The organism is Microvirga terrestris (genome assembly GCF_015694425.1).
GTDB lineage: Bacteria > Pseudomonadota > Alphaproteobacteria > Rhizobiales > Beijerinckiaceae > Microvirga > Microvirga terrestris.
Map to the genome: position 1 here is coordinate 59,153 of NZ_JADQDN010000005.1, position 23,453 is coordinate 82,605.

Sequence of the window (23,453 nt, forward strand, 5' to 3'; positions counted from 1 at the left end):
CCCCTGCTCGGCAGGGTCAAGAAATCTCGCCTGCTAAGCTTGTTCAGTTCAAGGTTCTTTAGTTCTTGGCCACGAAGCACTGGCTGCCTTGGCCCTGCAGCTTGGAGCAAAGCGACGAGGCCTCCTCCTTCGCCATAGGCCCGACCCGGACCCGGTAGACCGTGCTGCCATTCACCTCAGCCTTGCGGATCATCCCGGGTACACCTCCGAGGTCGGCGTATTTGCGCTGGGCCGAGGCAAGGACCGACTGAGCTGCCGCTTCGGAGCCGGCGGTGCCGAGCTGCACGGAGAAACCGCCGGTTGAGGTCGTTTCCGCGGCCGCCGGTGCCATCGGCTGAACCGACGCCACCTGTTGCGGCGCAGGAGTGCTGGTGGGCGTTGCTGCGGCCGGAACGGGCTTCGGGGCCGGAGCCGGAGTGGCCGGAGCCGCCACCGGGGTGCTGGCGGCCGGCTTGGGCTGTGCTGCCGGCAGTTGAGCGGAAGCCGTCTGGATCGGAGCGGAATGGGCCTGGGGCGGCAGAGTCATAGCTGCTGGAGCCGCAGGCTGGGGAGCCGGGGCGTCGCCGGCCGTCGTCCCATCCGGACGTATCGTGACCGTGCGGACCTTCTTCGGCTCACCGAGGTTAAGGCTGGCGGTCTGCTGCGGCTTGCCCGAGGTGCCGATGGTGCCGCCGGTAGCGTCCGCTACGGCGTTGCCGTTCATGCGAACGGCCTGCTGCACGTCGACGGGCTGCTCCTCGCGGTTGACCACCTTGGTGGCGCCGTTCTGGTTGGCACGCTCGTAGATCTGCTTGTTCTGGTTCGGGATCTCGACCCCGCCCGGATTCTGCGGCTGCACCTTGGTCGGCTCGTTGTTCGCCTTGATCAACGGGGGCTCGCCGCCCGTGATGGAGGAGGAGCCTGAGGCCAGGTAGGCCCCGCCACCGCCGAGCACCAGTGCGCCGACCACGGCCGCGATGGCGATCGGACCCTTGCGCGATCGGGTCTTCTCCACCGGCGGGTAGTCGAGGCGGTCGGCGTCCTCATAACCCTGGTCGGGGTACTGAGCGGCCTGATCCGGGTAATAGTCCTGGGCATAGGCTTGGTTGACGTACTGGTCCTGCTCGTAGGACACCTGATCCTGATGAGCCGGCTGACGGGCATAGGCCGGCTCGGGCGAACGAACCGGCACCTCGCGCGCGGCTGGCGTCATAGTGTCGCGGACGGCAAAAAGGTCGTCCACCGACGCGCCCTGCTGGCGCGGGCGCGACGCGCCGTCATTGGCCAAAATCGATTGAAATGGATCGTCCTGCCCCACGATCCGGGCCAATTCCGCCAGCGGGTCGCTCCGCGTGGCAGAAGCGTGATGGCCCTGCGGGCTGCCCGCCTGGGCGAGCTGCCGCTCGATCTCATTGAGGTCGATGGCAAAACGGGGCTTCGGTGATTCGCTCATGCGCCGGATCTCCAGTTACGCGACAAGAGCACCTGTTGCTCCGCCGGCACGACGTGACAGGACCCGACGCGATCACCCCCTAAGCGGTTGATCCGCCTTGGGAAACACTATCGCATTTCGTCAGGTGCCGTGACGCCCAGGATTGCGAGACCAGATGCGAGCACGCCCTTCAGGGCATGCACGAGAGCGAGCCTCGCTTGTGTTGACTCTTTATCAGTTAGATTAACAAAGCGTAATTGCGGCAAGTCTTTGCCCTTATTCCATAAGCTATGGAAGGCGCTGGCGAGATCGTAGAGGTAAAATGCGACCCGGTGCGGCTCATGTGCTTCCGCCGCAGCCTCGATCACCCTCGGGAACTGGGCGATGCGGTGGATGATGTCCATTTCCGCTTCGTCACCCAGGATCGAGAGATCGGCCCGCTCGAGCTGAGCCGCCGAGAAGTCTGCGCCTGGATAAGCCTCCCCCGCCTGCCGGAACACGGAGGCGCAGCGGGCATGGGCGTACTGGACGTAGAAGACCGGGTTGTCCTTGGACTGCTCGACCACCTTGGCGAGGTCGAAATCCAGTGTCGCGTCGTTCTTGCGGAAGAGCATCATGAAGCGGGTGGCGTCCCGGCCCACCTCGTCGACCACCTCGCGCAGGGTCACGAAGTCGCCTGAGCGCTTCGACATCTTCACCGGCTCGCCGCCGCGCAAGAGCTTAACCATCTGGCAGAGCTTCACGTCGAGGTCGGCCTGGTTGTCGGAGACCGCCTTCACGGCCGCCTGCATGCGCTTCACGTAACCGCCGTGGTCGGCGCCCCAGACGTCGATCATGGAGGTGAAGCCGCGCTCGAACTTGGAGCGGTGATAGGCGATGTCGGAGGCGAAGTAGGTGTAGGAGCCGTCCGACTTCAGCAATGGGCGATCGACCTCGTCGCCGAACGCGGTGGCGCGGAACAGGAGTTGCTCGCGATCCTCCCAGTCTTCGTCCTTCTGCCCCTTGGGGGGCGGCAGACGGCCCATATAGACGAGGGCGCGTGCTTTCAGCACGTCGATCAGCTTCGCGACCTCACCGCCGTTGCCCTGCTGCAGGGAGCGCTCGGAGAAGAACACGTCGTGATGGATGTTCAGCACCGCGAGGTCGCTGCGGATCATGTCCATCATGGCGTTGATGGACGCCTCGCGCACGAGCGGAAGCCACTCGGCCTCGGGCTTGTCGAGCAGGCTCCGGCCATGCTGCTTGGCGAGCATTTCGCCCACGGGCTTGAGATAGTCGCCCGGATAGAGACCTTCCGGGATCTCGCCGATTGCCTCACCCAGGGCCTCCTTGTAGCGGAGATAGGCCGAGCGGGCGAGAACATCGACCTGCGCCCCGGCATCGTTGATGTAGTACTCGCGGGTCACCTTGTAGCCGGCGAAATCGAGCAGCCCGGCGAGTGCATCGCCGAAGACCGCGCCACGGCAATGACCCACATGCATCGGGCCGGTGGGGTTGGCCGAGACGTACTCCACGTTGACCGGAGCGCCCGCGCCCTGGCTGCTGCGGCCGAAGCCGTTCGCATCGACGACGGCGGCGCGCAGCACCTCGTGCAGCACCTGCGGGTTGAGCCGGATGTTGATGAAGCCGGGACCGGCGATCTCGACCTTGGTGACGCGCGGATCGCCTTGAAGATCAGCGACGAGCAGCTCGGCCAGGGCACGCGGGTTCATGCGCGCTTCCTTGGCCAGCACCATGGCGGCGTTCGTGGCGAGATCGCCGTGGGATGGATCGCGCGGCGGCTCGACCACCACGCGGCTGACGTCCAGCCCCGATGGAATCTTAGCCCCTTCGGCCAACCGGCCAAGCGCATCCGCAACCCGCTTCTCGAACAGCCCAAAAATGTTCATGGTACTTTGTCTCTGAAGGCCCCTTGGCCCTGGAATTCTGTGCTGCCGCCTAACGCAGGTCCGGCGTCACGTCAAACAGGCGCCGGTGTTCGAGGATCGCATATCGGTCCGTCATGCCGGCGATGTAATCCGCGACCCGTCGGGCAAGGCGCGGCTCGTCGTCCCGCGGGAGATCCGCCTGCCACTCCTCAGGCATGAGCTCCGGCTCGGCCTTGAAGCGGCGGAACAGGTCCCGCAGCACGTCATCAGCCTGGGCCCGGACCCTCATGACATCCGGGTGGCGGTACATGCGGGCGTAGAGGAAGCGCTTGATCGAGGCATCGGCCTCGGCCATGGCCTTGGAGAAGCATACGACCGTCTCCCCCGCCTGCCGGATGTCGCTCGCGCTCTGCGGCGCCAGGGCCGCGATCCTGCTCTCTCCCTCCTTCACCACGTCCTCGACGAAGCGGGTGATCACGCGCCGGGTCAGTTCGTGGATGCGGCGGGAGAGGTCGAGCTTCGGATAACGGGCGTCGATCTCGGCCAGGAGGTCCGCGATGAACGGCACCTCGCGCAGATCCTCGATTTCAAACAGCCCGGCGCGGAGGCCGTCGTCGATGTCGTGAGCGTCATAGGCGATGTCGTCGGCAATGGCCGCGGCTTGCGCTTCGGCGCCCGCATGGGTAGCGAGCTCCAAATCCTGCTGGGCATTGTACTCGAGGATCGCCAGCGGCACGCCCCGGGCAGCATAGCGCAGGGTCGGCTTACCCTCGGCATCGAGGAGAGGGCCGTTATGCTTGACCAGCCCCTCCAGGGCCTCCCAGGTGAGGTTCAGCCCATCGTAGTCCGCATAGCGGCGCTCCAGACGGGTCACCACCCGCAGCGCCTGGGCATTGTGGTCGAAGCCACCGAAGCCTGCCATGCACTCGTCGAGCGTATCCTCGCCCGTATGGCCAAAGGGCGTGTGGCCGAGGTCGTGGGAGAGGGCCAGCGCCTCGGCCAGATCATCGTCGAGACCTAGCGACCGGGCCAGGGCGCGGGCGATCTGGCTGACTTCGATGGTATGGGTCAGCCGGGTGCGGAAATGGTCGCCCTCGTGATAGACGAAGACCTGCGTCTTGTGCTTGAGCCGGCGGAAGGCCGAGGAGTGGATGATCCGGTCACGGTCACGCTGGAAATCACTGCGAGTCGGGGAGATTGCCTCAGGAAAGAGCCGCCCGCGGCTCCCCCACGGGTCGCAGGCGTAAGGGGCTCGCCATCTCTCGCCAAAGGGCCGCACAGTCATTCCCGGGTTGAAGCCTTGTCAGAGCGCACTTACCTTGGTCATAGCATCTAGTGCAAGATTTGCGTCCTTCGATGGACTGGAAGTGACCATGACCGGTATCACCCTGACTGAGCGCGCCGCCCGCCGCATCAACGAGATCATGTCCGCTGAGCCGGACGGTTCCCACCTGAGAATCAGCGTCAATGGCGGCGGCTGCTCGGGCTTTCAGTATGCCTTCGACGTGGACCGGTCCCGGCAGGACGACGACCTCGTGATCGAGAAGGACGGGGCCACAGTGGTGGTGGACGAGGTGTCCATCCAGTACATGGACGGCTCGGTGATCGACTTCGTGGACGACCTGATCGGCCAATCCTTCAAGATCGAGAACCCCCATGCCACCGCCGCCTGCGGCTGCGGCACCTCGTTCTCGCTGTAAAAGCATTCCGTAACCGACCGCTCTCCCCCACCGGACATTTATAGGCTAAAGGATGCCGGCTCTGATCGGGCCTACTTTGGGGGATCTCATGCGACTTCGTTACCGCGCCGGCGTCTGCGCGCTCGCTCTCTTGGCAGGCTCGGCTGCCCTGCAGCTCGAACCCGCCGTGGTTAGCAACCTGGCTTCCGGCCAAGATCATCAGCGAGTCTCCGTCGAGGCCGTCCGGATTCCGCTCTGGAGCGCCGCTTTCGCCCAATCAGCCGATAGCTTCAGCTTGGACAATGCGCGCTTCACCTGGGGAGACTTCACCTATGAGGCGAAGCGGATCGACTTTTCGGGCGTGACCGTCTCGCGCAATGAGATCGAGTCGCTCTTCTCATCCACCGCTGAGCCGCTGGCCGACCGCCTGATGCGGGTCGGCGCCAAGCAGATCACGTCTCCCGAGATCAAGGTAACACAGAAGATCGGCAAGGAAACGCAGACGATCTTCTACAGGAATGTCTCCCTGAACGACGTCGTCCAGGGGCAGATCGCGAAGGCCGTCGTCGGAACCATGGCGGTCGAGACGACCGGCGCGAAGGGCAACCTCCTGTTCAGCTACGGCCAGACCACCATCAGCGATCTGAACACCCCGGCTTTCGTGAGGCTCTACGAGACAAAGGACGATTCCGCCTCCGCGCCGATGACCAGGATCTATGGCGCCTTCACTATCGAAAACATGGACGTTGTCGATAACGGCGAGAATGTTTCGGTGCAGATCGCCCGGCTGAACGGCCGGGACGTCATGGCCCGGCCGACCAAGGATTCCTGGGGCGGTGCCATGTCGTTCCTCACGGAGATGGGCGGCAAGGACAAGTTGTCTCCTGAGGAGTCGACCCGCCTCACGACGGCGATGGTCGATATCATGGGAGCATTCGACATCGGCTTCATGGAAGCGGTCGACATTCGGATCAAAGCCACGGCAAAAAAGGCCGCCTCGGCGAAGGACCGGAAACCCAAAGATCAGAATTCGCCCGTGACCGGCCGCATCAACCGGATTGCCTATACCGGCAGCACGGAGGGCCAGCCGGCGGACACCCGCCTGGAAGGGCTGGAGATTGGCGATCAGGACGGCCGCGTGAAGATCGGCACCATCAGTCTGACCGGTTTCTCCTTCACGCCGACGCTCAACAGCCTGAAAGCGCTTCAGGGCAAGCCGATCGACGAACTCGACCAGGAGGCGCTCCGCACCCTCATCCCAACGCTCGGAACCCTGCGCCTGTCAGGAATCGATGTGGATGTGCCGAACAGGTCCGGTGAAAAGAAGACCGACCGGGTGAATTTCTCGCTCAAGGATTTCGAGCTGACGGCGGACAAACCCCTGAACGGCCTTCCCACGAATATCCGGATCGAACAGCGCAACCTCGTCATCACGCTGCCTTCGAACAGCACGGACGATCTCGTCAAGCAACTCGCTGCCTTGGGCTACAAGACCCTCGACTCGTCGTTCCTCCTCGCCGCGACTTGGAGTGAAAGTGCCAATGAGATCGCCCTCAAGGAGGTGTCGGTCCAAGGGCAGGACATGGGCAGCCTCTTGCTGACGGGCACCATCGGCAATGTCACCAAGGACCTCTTCAGTGCGGACCAGGCCACCGCCGCGGCGGCGCTGATCGGTGCCAAGGCGAAGGCGGCCGACGTCGTGGTTGAGGACAAGGGCCTGCTCGGGCGCTACCTGGCTCAAGCCGCCAAAGACCAGAAGACCACGCCCGAGGCGCTGCGGACGATCTATGCAAGCGCCGCGCCGTTCGTGGTGTCAGCCATGATTGGCAATTCGGAACAGGCCTCGACTCTGGGTCAGGCCATCGGCCGCTTCATCGCCAAGCCCGGCAAGCTGACGCTGAACGCTCAGCCCAAGAACCCGTCCGGCTTCGGCGTGATGGACGCGATGATGGCGTCCGATCCGAAGGAAGCGCTCGCGAAGCTGAACATCTCGGCGAAGGTGGAGTAGCGCGCCACAGACGAGGCACGCGCTCGGTGTCATCCCCGCGAAGGCGGGGATCCATAGCCACGACATTTCAAGAATCGGCGCTCGGCGCTTCGCCTCTTCCTGCAATATTAGCGTTTATGGATCCCGGGCTCCGCTCACGCGGCCCCGGGATGACAGCGATGTATTGAGCCAGCCTTCTCAAATCAGCATCGGCTGATCCTGCTCAGTCGCCTGCGCCTCCACGACCGCGATGGCCGTGAGGTTGACGATGCCGCGGGCCGTGACGGACGGCGTCAGGATATGGGCGGGCTTGGCCGGGCCGATGAGGATCGGGCCGACCGGGAGCGAATCCGCAAGGATCTTGGTGAACTGGAACGCGATGTTGGCCGCATCCAGGTTCGGCATGATCAGCACGTTCGCCTCGCCCGTGAGGCGCGAATGCGGGTTCACCCGCTCGCGCAGCATTTCGGACAGAGCTGAATCCGCCTGCATTTCGCCATCGACCTCGAGATCGGGCGCACGCTCGTTGATGCAGGCGAGCGCCTCGCGCATCTTCAGTGCCGAGCGGCTGTCGGCGGCGCCGAAATCCGAGTGCGACAGGAGCGCGATCTTCGGCTCCATGCCGAAGCGGCGCACGTGGCTCGCGCAGGCGATCGTCATATCGGCGATCTGCTCAGCGGTCGGGTCGATTTGCACATGCGTGTCGGCGAGGAAGTAGGCGCCCTTCGAGGTGATCACCAGCGACAGGGCCGCCAGCTCATTCACGCCGGGCGCCAGCCCGATGATGTCCTTGATGTGCTTGACGCGGGACTGGAAGCGGCCTTCGAGACCGCAGATCAGCGCATCCGCATCCCCCCGCCTCACGGCCAGCGCGCCGATGACCGTGGAGTTGGTGCGCACGAGCGTCCTTGCCGCGTCCGGCGTGATGCCCTTGCGGCCGGCAGCTTCGACGTATGTCGCCACGTAATCGCGGTAGCGCGGATCGTCTTCCGGGTTCACCAGCTCGAAATGCCGGCCGATCTCCATGGAGAGGCCGAAGCGCTTCATGCGGGTTTCGACCACGTTGGGACGGCCGATCAGGATCGGCTTGGCAAGCCCTTCCTCGACGATGACCTGCACGGCGCGGAGCACGCGCTCGTCCTCGCCCTCGGCATAGATCACGCGCTTCGGGTCGGCCTTCGCCTGAGAGAACAGCGGCTTCATGATGAAGCCGGAGCGGAACACGAAGCGGCCGAGCGATTCCGCATAAGCCTCTAGATCCTCAAGCGGCCGCGTGGCGACGCCGGAATCCATGGCCGCCTGGGCGACGGCCGGCGCGATGCGCAGGATTAGGCGTGGATCGAACGGGCTCGGAATGAGGGACTTGCGCCCGAAGGGATGCGCCTCGCCGCCATAGGCACGTGCCACCACTTCGGAGGGTGCTTCGCGGGCCAAGCCCGCGATGGCCTTCACCGCCGCGGCCTTCATCTCCTCGTTGATGGTCGTCGCGCCCACGTCGAGCGCGCCGCGGAAGATGTAGGGGAAGCACAGGACGTTGTTGACCTGGTTCGGATAGTCCGAGCGCCCGGTGCAGATCATCGCATCGGGACGCGCGGCCTCTGCTTCCTCGGGCATGATCTCAGGATACGGATTGGCGAGCGCCATGATGAGCGGGCGCGGGGCCATCTGGGCTAAAAGTTCGGGCTTGAGCACGCCACCGGCGGAAAGGCCAAGGAACACGTCCGCATCCGGGATCACGTCGGCGAGCGTGCGCGCATCGGTCACTTGAGCATAGACCGATTTCCAGCGGTCCATGAGCTCGTTGCGGCCCTCATGGACCACACCCTTGATGTCCGTGACCCAGATGTTCTCGCGCCTGGCGCCGAGCGATACAAGAAGGTTGAGGCAGGCGAGCGCGGCGGCGCCGGCACCGGAGGTGACAATCTTCACGTCCGCGATGTTCTTGCCCGCCAACTCCAGCGCGTTCATTACGGCGGCGCCGACGATGATCGCGGTGCCGTGCTGGTCGTCGTGGAAGACCGGGATGCCCATGCGGGCCTTCAACCGCTCTTCGACCTCGAAGCATTCCGGCGCCTTGATGTCCTCGAGGTTGATGCCGCCGAAGGTGGGCTCCAACGCGGCGATCACCTCGACGAGCTTGTCCACGTTGTTCTCGGCCACCTCGATGTCGAAGACGTCGATGCCGGAGAACTTCTTGAACAGGACCGCCTTGCCCTCCATCACGGGCTTGGAGGCGAGCGGGCCGATGTCGCCGAGGCCGAGCACAGCCGTGCCGTTCGAGATTACCGCCACGAGGTTCTGCCGCGACGTGAGATTGGCGGCCTGCGCCGGATCGGCGGCAATCGCCTCGCAGGGGGCGGCGACGCCCGGCGAATAGGCGAGCGCCAGGTCGCGCTGGTTGCCGAGGGGCTTGGTCGGCTGGATCTCGAGCTTACCGGGGCGCGGGTACTGATGGTAGAACATCGCCCCCGATTTCAGATCCTGCGAGATGTTGTCTCCCATCCCCGACGCTCCCAACAGCTATTGAATATCTAAGGACCTTGTGAGCGCCCCGCCCCCCGGCGTCAATGTTCTTCTCTCAAGGCATGCAACGTACAACCTAGGACGCCGGCAACCCTCCTCCCCCTTGTGGGGAGGAGTTGGAGGTGGGGGTGACGGCGCCAGTCCTAGATAGGCTATCGCTCACACCCCCACCCTAACCCTCCCCACAGGGGGAGGGAAACGTGTGCCGTATCCTTTACCGACTATGCACTTAGAGGGAGGTCTAAAATGTTTCGGCGGCGCCAAGCGCCGCCGAACATAAGTGCAGTATAAACCGCCGGTCTTACTTCTCCGGCAGGTTCAGCCGGATGTGCAGCTCGCGCAGCTGCTTGGGCGTCACGTCGGAGGGTGCGCCGAGCAGCAGGTCTTCCGCCTTCTGGTTCATGGGGAAGAGCGTGATCTCGCGCAGGTTCTGGGCGCCGCAGAGCAGCATCACGATGCGGTCCACGCCGGCCGCCATGCCGCCGTGGGGCGGTGCGCCGTACTGGAACGCGCGGTACATGCCACCGAACTGCTCCATGACCTCCTTCTCGCCGTAGCCGGCGATCTCGAACGCCTTCACCATGCGGTCGGGGCGATGGTTGCGGATCGAGCCCGAGGCCATCTCGTAGCCATTGCAGACCATGTCGTACTGGAAGGCCGTGATCTTGAGGATCGTGTCCTTGTCAGACGGGTCGAGGGCCATGAAGGCGTCATGGTCGAAGTTCGCCATAGAGAACGGGTTGTGGGAGAAATCGATCTTCTTCTCGTCCTCGTTCCACTCGTATTGCGGGAAGTCGACGATCCAGCAGAACTCGAACCGGTCCCTGTCGATGAGGCCGAGCTCGTCGCCGATGCGCGTGCGCGCCTTGCCGGCAAGCGACGCCGCCTTGTCTTCAGTGCCGGCCGAGAAGAACACCGCATCACCGGACTTGATGCCGGCCTTCTCGCGGATGGCAGCCTGGGCTGCCTCCGGGATGAACTTGGCGATGGGGCCTTTGCCGATGATCTGGCCGCCCTCCTCCTCGAACACGATGTAGCCGAGGCCCGGCGCGCCTTCCGTGCGGGCCCAGTCGTTGAGCTTGTCGAAGAAGGAGCGCGGTTGCGAGGCGGCGCCCGTGGCCGGAATCGCGCGCACGACGCCGCCGGACTTGATGACGTTCTTGAACGCGTTGAAGGTCACGTCCTCGCGGGTGAACACCTCCGACACGTCGGCGATGATCAGCGGGTTGCGCAGGTCCGGCTTGTCGTTGCCGTATTTCAGCATGGACTCCAAATACGGAATGCGCGGGAAGGTCTCCGTGACCGGCTTGCCGTCGGCGAATTCCTTGAAGGTGTCGCGGATCACCGGCTCCATGGTCTGGAAGATGTCTTCCTGGGTGACGAAGCTCATCTCCACGTCGAGCTGGTAGAACTCGCCCGGCAGGCGGTCGGCGCGCGGGTCCTCGTCGCGGAAGCAGGGAGCGAGCTGAAAGTACCGGTCGAAGCCGGAGATCATGATCAGCTGCTTGAACTGCTGCGGGGCCTGCGGCAGCGCATAGAACTTGCCGGGATGGATGCGCGACGGCACCAGGAAGTCGCGCGCGCCCTCAGGTGACGAGGCGGTGAGGATCGGCGTCGTGAACTCGAAGAAGCCGCTCTGCTGCATGCGGGTGCGCAGCGCGTTGACGATCGCGCCGCGCTTCATGATGTTGTTGTGCAGCTTCTCGCGGCGCAGGTCGAGATACCGGTAGGTGAGACGGGTCTCCTCCGGATAGTCCTGGTCGCCGAAGACCGGCATCGGCAGCTCAGCCGCTGGACCTAAGACCTCGATGTCGGTGATGTACACCTCGATCATGCCGGTGGGCAGCTCGGCATTCTCGGTGCCGGCCGGGCGCTTGCGCACCTTGCCGTCCACCCGGATCACCCATTCCGACCGCGCCGTCTCGGCCGTCTTGAAAGCAGGCGAATCCGGGTCGATCACGCACTGGGTCATGCCGTAATGGTCGCGCAGGTCGATGAACAGCACGCCGCCATGGTCGCGGATGCGGTGGCACCAGCCGGACAGGCGGGCGACCCCGCCGACATCGGATTCGCGGAGCGCGCCGCAGGTGTGGGAACGGTAACGGTGCATGGAGGCGGACATGGACAAAAGCCTGCTGGTTCGGTTTGAGGCGCAACATCCATGGGAGGCCGGGGAAGTCAAGGCGCAAGGCTGAAATCGAGGCTGTGCGAGGACGCTCCCTCCCCGGTTTGGGGTGGCGGCTGCAGGCTGATTGTGGCTCGTCTCGGGCACTTATGAGGGAAGCGCGGGAGGCAAGGCGGCTTCGCTGCACTCCGGTGGAGCGGGCGAAGGATCGGGTCGGGACGGGAGATCCGCCCGGACGGGAAGCACCTTGGCCTCCCGCGCACGGCTTTTCGACCCTGAGCCTCGCGCTCCGGCGGGATTAGGGACGACACCCTCAGACCCGCTTCACGGCGCCTCTTGAGCGCAGCCCTTGATGACGATCCTCGGGCTGGCGAGGCTTGGAAGGCGTGCGCATGGCCCTGCCCGAACAGCCGCCATGAACCTCATCCTTCGCTCAGGGCCCTGGCATGCGGGACCAGCGTCTTGTCCCGCAGCGGCCAGAACCGCATCCCGCCTCCACAACCGACGCCTCGGGCGCGCCCCTCGTGAGACAGGACACCACAGATATGGCTCAGCTTAGGAGAATTGTCAAGAACAAATAGGGAACAAATCTTCATTGCTGCTCACAGGAGTTCAAGCGCCGAACTTCTGCAAGACCTCTGCTCTGAGTTCAGCGTCGTGCCTTCTCTGCCCTGCTATGTGTTCGGGGCGGAGCATGCTACTAAGGATTGAATCGACTTAACGTTACAACGATGTTGAGGTGTTCTAGTCAAAGTTAATGGGGCTCAGAATGCAATTCCAACACTGGCGCGAACATCTGAACAAAGGTGATGTCGTCGAAATCGATTGCTCCCACAGATGCAATGTTAAGCTGATGGATGACAGCAACTTCAATCGCTTTAAACGAAGTGATCGACATTCTTACTACGGTGGGCATTATGACAGGTTGCCGGCCCGGATTGTAGTTCCCCACACAGGAACGTGGAACATTACCTTAGACCTCGGCGGAGGATCAGCCAATATCCGCTTTGGAATGCGAGTCATACCCGCTTGAAAGCAGCATTTCACCAGACGCCTCATAGACGGCTACGGCCAATGACTGAATGATCTCATGCATCGTATCACCGTCAGTGCAGGCACCAGAGCTCAACCCCTGATTGTGCTTAGCATCCCTTTCCCAAAGCACATTGCCACAATCTGAAACTGTCTAAACTTTCATAAGGTCTCACCTCGGCAAAGAAAGGAAACGCTATGGCGCGCGCTCAGTACTTTGTTGTCCAACAGAACGGCAAATGGGTCATCAAATTAGGCGATAAGCACTATGGCCCATATGGCTCTGGCACTCAAAGGGAGGCAATCAAGGTAGCTGTCGATGCAGCCAATGCGTCAGGCAAGGATGGGTTTGATGCTCAGGTCCTAGTTCATGGAGCGGATGGTAAGTTTCGTACCGAATGGACCTATGGGAACGACCCCTACCCACCTAAGGGCTGACTACCTCAACAGCCCCAGCCTCTCAGCGATGCCCGCATGGTTGGCTGGGCACCTGCCACATTCGAACGCTTGCTACTTGCAGCCACCAAAGAACTTCGCACAGACACCAAGGGTGAAACCAAGAGTCCAAAAGGATCGTCGACGCTCGCCGATTGTCACTAAACGGCTCGCAGCCTTACCCCCACCGCTTAGCCATCCAGATGCGGTCATGGCCGGGCGGGCGGTCCTTCAGGCGGCCGATCTCGGCATAGCCCTGCTTCCGGTAGAAACCCTCCGCCTGGAAGGTCGATGTGGTCAACTGCGCTCCGATGGCGCCGTGCGTCCGGGCGGCCTCCTCCGCCGTATCGAGCAGGCGCGAGCCATGGCCCTGCCCTCGCAGAGCCTCGTCGACCCAGAAATGGTCCACCTGGAGCCAGCACAGGATGACGGCACCCCGAATGCCGCCGCGCACCCGGTTGTCACCGTCGCGCAGGAACAGGGTAAGGGGGACCAGCGGCAAGGTACCAGTCTGCTCGATCATGTGAGCACGCAAACCAGCCGTCACGTCCTCCGCGCCGGGCGGGCTGGCTTCCTCAAGAACTTCGATCTGCATGGTGTCGCCCCGGTTTCAGCTGCAGCAGTCAAGCTTTATGCGCAACCATCTGCAGTTCATAAAGAGCCCCCTCGACAGCAATACCGCTTCTTGTGCGTGCGCTAAATTTGGATGCCAATCTTCGGCAGAACCCACATGGTGAGGAGGTAGAGCACCATGGTCAGACCGCAGGATAAGGCCAAAGCAAGCCAGAATCCGATGCCGTGCCGAAGCATCATCGGGAAAACGAGAAACATCGGCAATGACGGGAGCACGAACCAGAACGTCGCCTCCGCGTGGCTGGCAATGCGCTCCAGGTCGGAAGTGTCGCGCCACAGCCAGATGATGCCGAGCAGCGAGACTAGCGGCAGCGAGGCAATGAGCCCACCGAGCCCGGGACTGCGCCGCGCGACTTCGGATATGATCATGACCAGAACGCCCGAGACCGCCGCTTTGATGATCAAGTAAGTCATGGCTTTCCTACTCTGTGAGCCGGCAACGCGGGCTTTACTTCATCAATCTCAAATTGCTCGGCACACAGAAATTCTCAAGGCTCAACAGTCGGAAGCGCAGCATCCGTTGCAACCCTTGTCCAGCGTTGATAAGCGACCAAGATGCTTGCTCCCATCTTTCAGGTCGATGCTTTCACCAACCGCCGGTTCAGCGGGAATCCGGCGGCAGTCATGGTGTTTGAGCAGTTTCCGCCCGAGGAAGTGCTGCAGGCTCTTGCGGCCGAAAACAACCTTCCCGAAACCGCCTTTCTGGTTGCCGACAATGGCGACTATCAAATTCGCTGGTTCACGCCGATGGTCGAGGTTCCGCTCTGCGGCCACGCAACGCTTGCAAGCGCGGCGGTCGTCATGGAGCGCCTCGAGCCTAAGCGCGAGGTGGTCGTCTTCCATTCCGCAAGCGGACCGCTCACGGTCAGCCGGTCAGGAACCGGTTACGTCATGGATTTTCCAAGGCGAACCCTAGAGCCCGTGGAAATACCCCCGGAGTTGCCGTCTGCCCTTGGCGCGATGCCAGTCGAAGTGGTTTGGGACGGGTCCAACTTCCTGGCGCGGCTTGCCACGGCCGAGATCGTTCACAATCTCAATCCCGATCTGGCGGCGATTGAAACGCTGGCCCGTTCGGGCGTGATCGTGACAGCACCGGGAGACGCGGGCTTCGATTTCGTGAGCCGCTACTTCGCCCCCGCCAAGGGCATCCCCGAAGATCCCGTGACGGGTGGCGCCCATTGCGGCCTCACGCCGTTCTGGGCGCAGAGGCTGGACAAGACCGCCTTCAGGGCCTTCCAGGCCTCACGACGCGGCGGAGAAATCGTCTGCCGGCTCGTCGGGGATCGGGTTGAGCTCGAGGGAGCCTGCGTCTTTTACTTGGACGGGACGGTTGAGTTTTGAGCCTTTCTTTGGTCACCCACTGTCATCAGGAGCTTGGTCAGGCTCGGGCGCCGAGGCGGCGAGTTGCAACGGCCAGGACCGTATCCTTGAGCCGCGTTTCTCCTTGTTTTTCCGGGAATTTTCCGCCCTCCCGAGTCCCGAAATCCTTGCAGAACAAAGGGTGAAACCCCATATTCTGCCTATGGTTACCACCCTTGCAACATCCCTGTTGAGGCCGGCCCGGAACGCTCCTGTCGAGGAGCGGATCGAGGGTGCTTGGCATGTCTATCCGCTGGAGGCGGCGCTGGAGCTCGATTATGTGGACCAGGCCGGCAATGCGACCCGGCGCTGGGTGCTGGCGCGCGAGCTGAAGGTGGGTCCGGGCAAGATGCTGCTGGGCGGCATCGATATCTTGACCGAGGACGGCTATCGCGGCTTCCGGGTCGACCGGATACAGCGTCTTGAAGATGCGGAAACCGGCTTCGTGGTCGAGCACAACATCCTCGACTGGCTCATGAAGCTCGCCGAGCGGCAGGCCAAGGCGCGCAAGAAGCACCTCGCCCGCATGCAGGCCGGGGCTTAGACCCTGGCTTAACACTCGTCTGCGACAGAAAGGCCGAACGGGCTCTGTCGCCTCTCACGCCCTTGTGCCACCCCGGTCTTTCTGCAACATAGTCTCATAATAACGTTGCGTTGGGGGTTGGGGTGGCCCAGCGATCCTTGTTCCGGCCGCAGGCCGTGATGGCAGCCATGGGCGAGCACTCGTCCGTGTCGATGCCGGTTGCGCCTCTCTCCTGGCAGCTGCTCGGCGGCTTCGTTCTCGCCTGCGTGGCCGTCGTGGTCTTCTTCCTTGGCACCGCCGAGTATGCCCGCAAGGAGACCGCGGGCGGGTCTCTCGTGGCGGCCGGCGGTGCGGTGCGGGTCAGTGCGCTCCGCGGCGGCGTCGTGACGGAACTCAAGGTCAGGGAAGGCGACCGGGTCGCTGTAGGCCAGCCGCTCTTCACGGTCACCTCGCGCCAGGGGCTCGAGGCCGGCGGCACCCTCGATGCGGCAATCCTGGCCGCCCTCGACACACAGACTCAGGTCCTGAACGACCAGATCGCCGCCGATCCGGCGCGCACCGCGAACGAGGTCCGGCGCCTCGATGCTACCATCGTGTCCGTGACGGTGGAGCGGGATGCCCTCCTTGCCCAGCGCAGGATCATGGCCGAGCGGGTTCAGGTGACGGAGGAGCGGCGCAGCACCATCGCGAGGCTTAACGAGCAGGGCCACACCACCCGGGCCGCCCTGCAGGAGCAGGACGAGGCCCTGCTCTCCCGCCGGCAGAATCTGGCCGAGATCGACCGGGACCTCGCGGCGGCCGAGAAGGAGCTGGGCCAGGCGCAGCTCCAGCGCGAACAGCTGCCCGTGCAGCAGGCCGAGCGTCTGGCCCAGCTGCGCCTCAATCTCGCCGACCGGGAACGGCAGCGGGCGGAAGCTCAGGCCCAAAGGGCGCAGGTGATCACCGCGCCGTTGCCTGGGCACGTCACGGCCCTGCAGGTTGCGCCAGGCCAGATCGTCGACGTGAACAAGCCTCTGCTCACGCTATTGCCCGACGGCGCAAGCCTTCTCGCAGAGCTGTTCGTGCCGAGCCGGGCTATTGGCTTCGTCGAGCCTGGCCAGCGGGTGCGGCTGATGGTCGACGCCTTCCCCTATCAGCGCTTCGGCACGATCGGTGGATCCGTGGCGACCGTTTCGCAGGCGGTGCTTTCGCCGAGCGAGATCATCGGCAGGACGGCGCTCACCGAGCCCGCCTACCGGGTCACAGTGCGCCTCGACCGGCAGGTCATCGACGCCTTCGGTCGCGAGGTGCGGCTGCAGCCGGACATGACCCTCAAGGCCGATATCGTGCTGGAGGGCCGCTCCCTCGTCGCCTGGGTGTTCGAGCCGCTCATCAGCGTCAGGGGGCGGATGTGAAGCTCTCCGCCACCCTCGATTATTTCGGCTCCCCTCGCCTGCCCGCGATCATGCAGTCGGAGGCCGCCGAATGCGGACTCGCGTGCCTCGCCATGATCGCCAGCTATCATGGGCGCGAGGTCGATTTGAATGCGCTGCGCCGGCTGTTCTCCATCTCGCTGAAGGGCGTCACCCTCAAGGATGTGCTGGTCATGGGCCAGCGCCTCGGCATGAGCGGCCGGGGCCTGAGGCTTGAACCCGAGCAGCTGAGGCAGGTCAAGCTGCCCTGCATCCTGCACTGGGACATGAACCACTTCGTAGTGCTGAAAGAGGTCGGCGCCAGGAAGGTCACGATCCACGATCCTGCCATGGGCGTGCGCAGCCTAAGCTTCGACGAGCTCGGCCACCGCTTCACCGGCATCGCGCTTGAGCTGACGCCGACGCAAGGGTTCGAGCGGAAGAAGGAGACCTCGCGTCTGAACCTCTCGGCACTCTGGGGCCGGATGCGCGGGGTGAAGCGCGCGCTTGCGCAGGCGCTGGTGCTCTCCGCCGTTCTGCAGCTCATGGTGCTGGCCGCACCCTTCTACATGCAGCTCGCCGTGGACGAGGCGGTGATGAAGAGCGATCAAGGCCTGCTCACGGCACTGGCGCTGGGCTTCGGCCTGCTCATGCTGATCCATATCGGAGCCGACTGGCTGCGCTCGCATGTGCTGTTGTTTTTAAGCGGCGCGCTCAATTTCCAGATGGGCGCCAACCTGTTTCACCATCTGGTGCGCCTGCCGTTGGGCTGGTTCGAGAAGCGCCATATCGGCGATCTCGTCTCGCGCTTCCGCTCGGCCGAGCCGATCCAGCGGCTGATCTCGGAAGGACTTGTCGCGGCTCTCGTCGACGGGGTGATGGCAACGCTGACGCTTGTCATGATCCTGATCTACAGCCCGAAGCTCTCGGGCATCGTGTTCGCGGCACTGGCCCTCTATGCCATCCTCCGCTTTGCCCTCTATCGCGCGTTACGCCAGCGGCAGGAGGAGATCATCGAGGCTGCCGCGAAGGAGCAGACCACCTTCATCGAGACGGCGCGGGCCATCCAGAGCATCAAGATCTTCGGCCGCGAGTCCGACCGGGAGGCGCTGTGGCAGAACCGCTATGCCGACGAGATCAGCCGGGGCATCCGGCACGGCCGCTTTACCATCGGGCTCAAGACGGCCAACGACCTGATCTACGGCATCGAGAACGTGCTCGTGGTCTGGCTCGGCGCCAAGGCGATCATGGCGAACGACATGACCATCGGCATGCTCTACGCCTTCATGGCCTACAAGGAGCAGTTCCTCTCCAAGGCCACCAACCTGATCGAGACCGGCATCCAGTACCGCATGCTCGACCTTCACCTCGACCGGCTGTCCGACATCGCGCTCGCCGAGCGGGAAGACGACCGGCACGGCGACGGCCTCGTGTCGCGCGAGGTCAGGGGTGCGGTGGAGTTGAGTAGCGTGAGCTTCCGCTATGCGGATACGGAACCGGAGGTGTTGTCGGGTGCGGATCTCAAGGTCGAAGCCGGCGAGTTCGTGGCCGTCACCGGCCCGTCAGGTGGAGGCAAGACCACGCTCGTCAAGATCATGCTCGGGCTGTTCAAGCCGATGGAGGGCAGCGTGCTCATCGACGGCACGCCCCTGGAGCATTTCGGCGCCCAAGCCTTCCGCTCGCAGATTGGCGTGGTGATGCAGGACGACCAGCTGCTCTCAGGCAGTATCGCTGAGAACATCTGCTTCTTCGATTCCACGCTCGATCTCGACTGGATGCGCGCCTGCGCTCAGGTCGCAGGGATCGACGACGAGATCATGGCCATGCCCATGAACTACAATACCCTCATTGGCGACATGGGCACCACCCTATCCGGCGGACAGCGCCAGAGGGTGCTCTTGGCCCGCGCGCTCTACCGCCGCCCACGCATCCTGTTCATGGACGAAGGGACATCGCACCTCGATCTCGACAAGGAGCGCGAGGTGAACCGGGCAATGGCGGAATTGAGGATCACCCGCATCGTCATCGCCCACCGGCCCGAGACGATCCGCGCGGCGGACCGGATCGTGGTGCTGCGCGAGGGACGGGTCTCCCCGCCCCTGGACGGCGAGACGTTGGCCTTCACTGAAGCGGCGCGCCAAGTCCCAGGCATCGTCCGAGCCTGATATGGAAAAGGGCGCGACCCCAAGAGCCGCGCCCCTTTGCCTCCTCGGCCCGGTGCGCTGACGCGCCCGGATCGATCAGCGGTCCGAATAGACGATGATCCGGCGGCCGCCTGCGACTCCGGCGAGTTCCTTCTCGCTCAGTTCGACGACGGCTTTCTGGGCCTTCTTATCGGTCTTGGTCTGCGTCTTCTTCATGAAGACCTCCCCCAGCTTGGGTGCCGCTAGGGCACCAAACCCTGGCCGAGCGGCCAGTGAAACAACATAACAACAATCGTGCGACGGGAGTCAATCCGCATCGTTTTACCTTACCGAAAGGCAGTTCACAGACAGGTCGACAGCGGACTCGCAGGCTCCTGCCCGATAAGGTATGAACGGCCTATGGACCTGATCACCTCCACCGACGCCCTGGCCGCCGCCTGCGACCGCCTCAGCCAGCACCCGTTCGTCACCGTCGACACGGAATTCCTGCGCGAGACCACCTATTACCCCAAGCTCTGCCTGATCCAGATGGCAGGGCCTGATCCGGCCGATGCCTGCCTCATCGATCCCCTGGCCGAAGGCATGAGCCTGGAGCCGTTCATGGCGCTCATGGCGGACAGAAACGTTGTGAAGGTCTTCCACTCGGCCCGGCAGGACCTGGAGATCATCTGGAATCTCGGGGGCATCGTGCCCGAGCCCCTGTTCGACACCCAGGTGGCCGCCATGGTTTGCGGCTATGGGGACTCGGTCTCCTACGAGCAGCTCAGCAACGATCTCGCCAAGGCCAAGATCGACAAGTCCTCCCGCTTCACCGACTGGTCGCGCCGCCCCTTGAGCGATGCCCAGCTCACCTACGCGCTCTCCGACGTCACCCATCTGGTGAAGGTGTACGAGGCCCTCGTAAGCCAGCTGCAGGCGAATGGCCGGCTCGAATGGCTCGGCGAGGAGATGTCGATCCTCACCTCGCCCGAGACGTATCAGGCCGATCCGGACAATGCCTGGCGTCGCTTGGCAGGCCGCCTCCGCAAGCAGCGGGAGATCGCCGTGCTGATGGAGGTCGCGTCCTGGCGGGAGCGCGAGGCGCAGAACCGGGACGTGCCGCGCGGGCGCATTCTCAAGGACGATGCGGTGATCGACATCGCCACCTCGGCGCCGCGCAGCGTGGAGGCGCTTGGACGCCTGCGGACCATCCCCAATGGCTTCGAGCGTTCCCGCACCGGCGGCGAGATCCTGGAAGCCGTGGAGCGGGCGCTGGCGCGAGACCCGGCCACGATCCCGATGCCCGAACGCAGCCGCGGCCGCAACAACACCGGCTCCGTGGTTGACCTGCTGAAGGTGCTGCTGAAAGCGGTGGCCGAGCAGGAAGGCGTAGCGCCAAAAATCATCGCCACCGTCGAGGAACTGGAGGCCATCGCCGAAAACGACGATGCCGACGTCCCCTCCCTCCACGGCTGGCGCCGCAAGCTCTTCGGCGACAAGGCGCTGGCGCTCAAGAACGGCCAGCTCGGGATGGTTCTGGAGCGCGGGCGGGTGAAGCTGCGGGAGATTGCTTCGGCTTGACGCCACGGTGGGCTACCATCTCTCTGAAAAGCAAGAACCCCGCGGCTTTCCGCGGGGTTCTTTCGTTTGATCGTACTCGAGATCAGATGAAGAGGAGATCAGTGTACTTCAGCGTCGTCTTGTTGCTGAGCTTCGCGATCTCGGTCATGCCGGCAGAACCCGAGCCATCCTTGTCATAGGACAGCACGCCGCTCTTCTTGTTGTAGACGAAGAAATCGTCGCGGTCCTTGGCTTCGTCGCCGAGCGTGAAGAAAGCCTTCTTCAGCTTGAGCGGCTTGCTTTCGGTGCCCTTCTTGATGCTGGCGTAGAGCGACTTGTTGGATTTGAACAGGGAGTTCTCCAGCCACAGATCGTCAGCCGAGCTCTTGAAGTCCTTGATCGTGTCCGTGTTCGACTTCGCGATCTTGGTGTCGAAGATGAACTTGTCATTGCCCGATCCGCCGATCACCAGATCCTTGCCGCCCTTGCCGTAGATCCTGTCGTGACCTGCACCGCCGTTGAGGGTGTTCTTCGCGCCCGTGCCGAGCAGGATATTGTCGCGGCTATTGCCGGTGAGTGAGGCGGCGCTTCCGGTCAAGTAGACGAAATCGATATCCGAGTCCGCGCTCAGGGTGAACGTGGTCGAAGCATAGACGACATCGTAACCGCTGCTGTCGACAACTTGATCGCCGGCGTTGTCCACGTGATAGACGTCGTTGCCGCCGCCGCCCTCCATTCGAGTGGCTCCACCTTTGCCGTGGAGGATGTTGCTGCCCTCGTTACCGACGATAACCCGCGTGTACTCATTGCCGGTCAGGTTGATTGGGGTCGTCCCAGCCGCAGCCTGCAGCACTTCGACCTCGGCATACTCGAGGCTGTAGGAGGTGCTTGCAACGGCGGTATCCCAACCGTTTCCAGACGCCTCGCGGATATGATCGCCTGCGTTGTCGATAATGTAGGTGTCGTTGCCGCTCAGACCTTGCAGATCCTCGGCTCCTTCGCCGCCGTCGAGCGTGTCGTTTCCGCCGTAGCCGATCAGAAGATCATCACCCTTTCCGCCTTTGATGTAGTTGTCGCCGGCATCGCCGGAGAGGGAATCCTTGTAGTCCGTACCGATGATGTTCTCGAAGTTAACCCAGGTATCGCTCTGGGAATCGTTGACGCCGCCACCTCCGGCATTAAGGCTTACGGAAACGCCTTTGTCCGAGAGCTGGTACGACACAGTGTCGATGCCCTCGCCACCATCCATGGCCTCATGGCCCGATCCTCCGATCACAGTGTCGTTGCCTGCTCCCGTCGAGAAGAAATGCTTTCTGCCATCGGGGTTTCCGGCATTGCCGATGATCAGGTCGTTGAAGTTCGTGCCGGTGTAGCCTTCGATGTCGACATACTGATCGCCAAAGGCATCGCCGGTATTTTCAGCAATATTCTTGAGGTTGATCACGACGCCGGTCGTGGCCGACGCGTACGAGACATAGTCCCTGTAGGAGTTGCCTGTGCCACCGTCCAGCCTGTCGGCACCCACTCCGCCGATGAGAGTGTCGTCGTAGTTGTCGCCGCCAAGAAGGGTATCGTTACCCATGCCGCCATCCAGAACGTCATTGCCCTCGCCTCCGACGAGCGAGTCGTTCCCGTCGTGTCCATAAATCGTGTCGTGTCCGGCAAGACCATCAATCGTATCGGCATCGTCGGATCCGTTGATCGTATCGTTTCCTGCTGTTGGCGTCGGCGTTGCGGCGAGAGCGCCTGCGGCATTCAGGCGTGAAAGTTCATCGAAGTTTTCTTGGCCGGATGTCATGCTGATCCTCATTTGACGCAAATGACTATGGGTGTTTGCATTTTTGAAAATGCGGATCGGCGTTAATGCATACGAAAATCGCAGCGACAAGTATTCCTAATTCACGAACACCGTGGTGAAATTGCTAGTCCTGTCACTTAACCTAGAGTTATCAGAAGCTTAGCCTTATGGAGCGCGATAGAATATCAATTGCGACCTGTGCGGTAGCACACATTATAGCATAGATTACGATGTATAGTTACTAATAATCAGCATAACTTTACGTAAGAATCACGTGCATAAGTGCAGAGGTAGAACCTATTTGTCTGGGGCAGGCATGAATGCATTGAGCACCGTTCGCTAACCTCGGCCGCCCAAAATAACGCCTTCAGCGAAAGAGTTCCTGTCGAAGACCTAAGAAAATGCTCTAAATCAACCCCTTCAGCCGCAGCATTCCCAATGCCGCTACGGTCGCCGAATCCTTGATCACCCCTTCGGTGACCATCGCCAGCACCTCGTCCAGTGGGAACGCGCGGCTCACCATGTCCTGCTCGGTTTGTTCGCGCTGTGCTTCACCGACCTGAAGTCCTTGGGCAAGATAGATGTGGTACCCTTGAGTCGAGTAGCCGTAGCATTCGAAGAGATGGCCGATATGGGCCATGGACGAAGCCGTCAGTCCCGTCTCCTCGTGCAGCTCGGCCCGGGCGAGTTCCAGCGGATCGGTGCCGGGCGCATCTTCCCATGAACCTTGAGGCAATTCCCAATAGCGGCCCTGCACGGGGTAGCGATACTGCTCCACCAGATGGATCAGGCCGCTGTCGAGGGGCACGATGACGGCGAAATCCGTCTTCTCGACGACGCCGTAGATACCGGGCGAACCATCCCGCCGCTCGATGGCATCCTCCCGCACGCGCATCCAGCGGTTCTCGTAGACGATACGCCTCGAAAGGGTCTTGATGTCAGGACGCGTGAGCTTCGTCATGCCGGCTGTGCCTCGTCGGAGCCGCGTGGAAATCCTGTTCTCCGT

Annotated in this window: 18 protein-coding genes; 9 read left to right on the forward strand and 9 right to left on the reverse strand. The window is 63.0% G+C overall.

Features of this window, described 5'->3' with window-relative positions; all coding sequences use genetic code 11:
* Nucleotides 1-58: 58 nt before the first annotated feature.
* The 3 genes from I2H36_RS11455 to I2H36_RS11465 form a co-directional block, all read right to left on the reverse strand.
* Entirely contained in the window at nt 59-1,432 is a 1,374-nt protein-coding gene (locus I2H36_RS11455) for an SPOR domain-containing protein (RefSeq protein ID WP_196264037.1), read from the reverse strand.
* A gap of 107 nt (nt 1,433-1,539) precedes the next feature.
* Nucleotides 1,540-3,300 carry an arginine--tRNA ligase gene (gene argS / locus I2H36_RS11460; protein ID WP_196264038.1) on the reverse strand — a complete coding sequence of 587 codons (1,761 nt, stop codon included), beginning with the start codon at nt 3,298-3,300 and terminating at the stop codon, nt 1,540-1,542.
* Nucleotides 3,301-3,349: 49 nt separating this feature from the next.
* Nucleotides 3,350-4,564 (reverse strand): deoxyguanosinetriphosphate triphosphohydrolase, encoded by a 1,215-nt coding sequence (locus I2H36_RS11465; RefSeq protein ID WP_196264039.1) that lies wholly within the window; start codon nt 4,562-4,564, stop codon nt 3,350-3,352.
* An 88-nt stretch (nt 4,565-4,652) separates the two neighbouring features.
* On the opposite strand from I2H36_RS11465, the gene erpA reads away from it, so the two are divergent.
* Nucleotides 4,653-4,979, forward strand: a complete 327-nt coding sequence (erpA, locus tag I2H36_RS11470) for an iron-sulfur cluster insertion protein ErpA (RefSeq protein WP_196264040.1) — start codon at nt 4,653-4,655, stop codon at nt 4,977-4,979.
* Nucleotides 4,980-5,067: 88 nt separating this feature from the next.
* Nucleotides 5,068-6,966 carry a hypothetical protein gene (locus I2H36_RS11475; protein ID WP_196264041.1) on the forward strand — a complete coding sequence of 633 codons (1,899 nt, stop codon included), beginning with the start codon at nt 5,068-5,070 and terminating at the stop codon, nt 6,964-6,966.
* 177 nt (nt 6,967-7,143) lie between these two features.
* Here I2H36_RS11475 and I2H36_RS11480 read toward each other — a convergent pair whose 3' ends face one another.
* Together I2H36_RS11480 and aspS are read right to left on the reverse strand one after the other, a co-directional pair.
* On the reverse strand, nt 7,144-9,447 hold the full coding sequence (locus I2H36_RS11480; protein WP_196264042.1) for an NADP-dependent malic enzyme: 2,304 nt from the start codon (nt 9,445-9,447) through the stop codon (nt 7,144-7,146).
* 322 nt (nt 9,448-9,769) lie between these two features.
* On the reverse strand, nt 9,770-11,578 hold the full coding sequence (gene aspS, locus I2H36_RS11485) for an aspartate--tRNA ligase (RefSeq protein WP_196264290.1): 1,809 nt from the start codon (nt 11,576-11,578) through the stop codon (nt 9,770-9,772).
* A gap of 784 nt (nt 11,579-12,362) precedes the next feature.
* Here aspS and I2H36_RS11490 point away from each other — a divergent pair.
* On the forward strand, nt 12,363-12,626 hold the full coding sequence (locus I2H36_RS11490) for a DUF1883 domain-containing protein (RefSeq protein WP_196264043.1): 264 nt from the start codon (nt 12,363-12,365) through the stop codon (nt 12,624-12,626).
* 197 nt (nt 12,627-12,823) lie between these two features.
* Entirely contained in the window at nt 12,824-13,063 is a 240-nt protein-coding gene (locus tag I2H36_RS11495) for a DUF2188 domain-containing protein (protein ID WP_196264044.1), read from the forward strand.
* Between the two features lie 175 nt (nt 13,064-13,238).
* Here the strand turns inward: I2H36_RS11495 and I2H36_RS11500 are convergent, their stop codons facing one another.
* On the reverse strand, nt 13,239-13,655 hold the full coding sequence (locus I2H36_RS11500; protein ID WP_196264045.1) for a GNAT family N-acetyltransferase: 417 nt from the start codon (nt 13,653-13,655) through the stop codon (nt 13,239-13,241).
* A gap of 101 nt (nt 13,656-13,756) precedes the next feature.
* On the reverse strand, nt 13,757-14,107 hold the full coding sequence (locus I2H36_RS11505; RefSeq protein ID WP_196264046.1) for a DUF3147 family protein: 351 nt from the start codon (nt 14,105-14,107) through the stop codon (nt 13,757-13,759).
* A 141-nt stretch (nt 14,108-14,248) separates the two neighbouring features.
* On the opposite strand from I2H36_RS11505, the gene I2H36_RS11510 reads away from it, so the two are divergent.
* From I2H36_RS11510 to rnd, 5 genes are all read left to right on the forward strand, one after another.
* Complete coding sequence (locus I2H36_RS11510) at nt 14,249-15,034, forward strand: PhzF family phenazine biosynthesis protein (RefSeq protein WP_196264047.1); 786 nt, start codon at nt 14,249-14,251, stop codon at nt 15,032-15,034.
* Between the two features lie 160 nt (nt 15,035-15,194).
* Nucleotides 15,195-15,596 carry a hypothetical protein gene (locus I2H36_RS11515; RefSeq protein WP_246718764.1) on the forward strand — a complete coding sequence of 134 codons (402 nt, stop codon included), beginning with the start codon at nt 15,195-15,197 and terminating at the stop codon, nt 15,594-15,596.
* Between the two features lie 122 nt (nt 15,597-15,718).
* Nucleotides 15,719-16,969: a beta-barrel domain-containing protein gene (locus tag I2H36_RS11520; protein ID WP_196264048.1), complete on the forward strand. Its 1,251-nt coding sequence runs from the start codon at nt 15,719-15,721 to the stop codon at nt 16,967-16,969.
* Complete coding sequence (locus tag I2H36_RS11525; RefSeq protein WP_210331050.1) at nt 16,966-19,131, forward strand: peptidase domain-containing ABC transporter; 2,166 nt, start codon at nt 16,966-16,968, stop codon at nt 19,129-19,131. The genes I2H36_RS11520 and I2H36_RS11525 overlap by 4 nt, the downstream gene beginning before the upstream one ends.
* A 378-nt stretch (nt 19,132-19,509) precedes the next feature.
* Nucleotides 19,510-20,670 carry a ribonuclease D gene (gene rnd / locus I2H36_RS11530; RefSeq protein ID WP_196264049.1) on the forward strand — a complete coding sequence of 387 codons (1,161 nt, stop codon included), beginning with the start codon at nt 19,510-19,512 and terminating at the stop codon, nt 20,668-20,670.
* A gap of 82 nt (nt 20,671-20,752) precedes the next feature.
* On the opposite strand, the gene I2H36_RS11535 is transcribed toward rnd, so the two are convergent.
* Nucleotides 20,753-22,447: a calcium-binding protein gene (locus I2H36_RS11535; RefSeq protein ID WP_196264050.1), complete on the reverse strand. Its 1,695-nt coding sequence runs from the start codon at nt 22,445-22,447 to the stop codon at nt 20,753-20,755.
* Between the two features lie 406 nt (nt 22,448-22,853).
* Nucleotides 22,854-23,408, reverse strand: a complete 555-nt coding sequence (locus tag I2H36_RS11540) for an NUDIX domain-containing protein (RefSeq protein WP_246718765.1) — start codon at nt 23,406-23,408, stop codon at nt 22,854-22,856.
* Nucleotides 23,409-23,453 lie beyond the last annotated feature (45 nt).

Excerpts from the sequence above, each read along its gene's own strand:
- I2H36_RS11475 (WP_196264041.1), top strand. The coding sequence starts at position 5,068 with ATGCGACTTCGTTACCGCGCCGGCGTCTGCGCGCTCGCTCTCTTGGCA.
- I2H36_RS11480 (WP_196264042.1), bottom strand. The coding sequence starts at position 9,447 with ATGGGAGACAACATCTCGCAGGATCTGAAATCGGGGGCGATGTTCTAC.
- I2H36_RS11535 (WP_196264050.1), bottom strand. The coding sequence starts at position 22,447 with ATGACATCCGGCCAAGAAAACTTCGATGAACTTTCACGCCTGAATGCC.
- I2H36_RS11500 (WP_196264045.1), bottom strand. The coding sequence starts at position 13,655 with ATGCAGATCGAAGTTCTTGAGGAAGCCAGCCCGCCCGGCGCGGAGGAC.
- I2H36_RS11510 (WP_196264047.1), top strand. The coding sequence starts at position 14,249 with ATGCTTGCTCCCATCTTTCAGGTCGATGCTTTCACCAACCGCCGGTTC.
- I2H36_RS11455 (WP_196264037.1), bottom strand. The coding sequence starts at position 1,432 with ATGAGCGAATCACCGAAGCCCCGTTTTGCCATCGACCTCAATGAGATC.
- I2H36_RS11465 (WP_196264039.1), bottom strand. The coding sequence starts at position 4,564 with ATGACTGTGCGGCCCTTTGGCGAGAGATGGCGAGCCCCTTACGCCTGC.
- I2H36_RS11540 (WP_246718765.1), bottom strand. The coding sequence starts at position 23,408 with ATGACGAAGCTCACGCGTCCTGACATCAAGACCCTTTCGAGGCGTATC.
- rnd (WP_196264049.1), top strand. The coding sequence starts at position 19,510 with ATGGACCTGATCACCTCCACCGACGCCCTGGCCGCCGCCTGCGACCGC.
- argS (WP_196264038.1), bottom strand. The coding sequence starts at position 3,300 with ATGAACATTTTTGGGCTGTTCGAGAAGCGGGTTGCGGATGCGCTTGGC.
- I2H36_RS11495 (WP_196264044.1), top strand. The coding sequence starts at position 12,824 with ATGGCGCGCGCTCAGTACTTTGTTGTCCAACAGAACGGCAAATGGGTC.
- erpA (WP_196264040.1), top strand. The coding sequence starts at position 4,653 with ATGACCGGTATCACCCTGACTGAGCGCGCCGCCCGCCGCATCAACGAG.
- I2H36_RS11505 (WP_196264046.1), bottom strand. The coding sequence starts at position 14,107 with ATGACTTACTTGATCATCAAAGCGGCGGTCTCGGGCGTTCTGGTCATG.
- I2H36_RS11490 (WP_196264043.1), top strand. The coding sequence starts at position 12,363 with ATGCAATTCCAACACTGGCGCGAACATCTGAACAAAGGTGATGTCGTC.
- aspS (WP_196264290.1), bottom strand. The coding sequence starts at position 11,578 with ATGCACCGTTACCGTTCCCACACCTGCGGCGCGCTCCGCGAATCCGAT.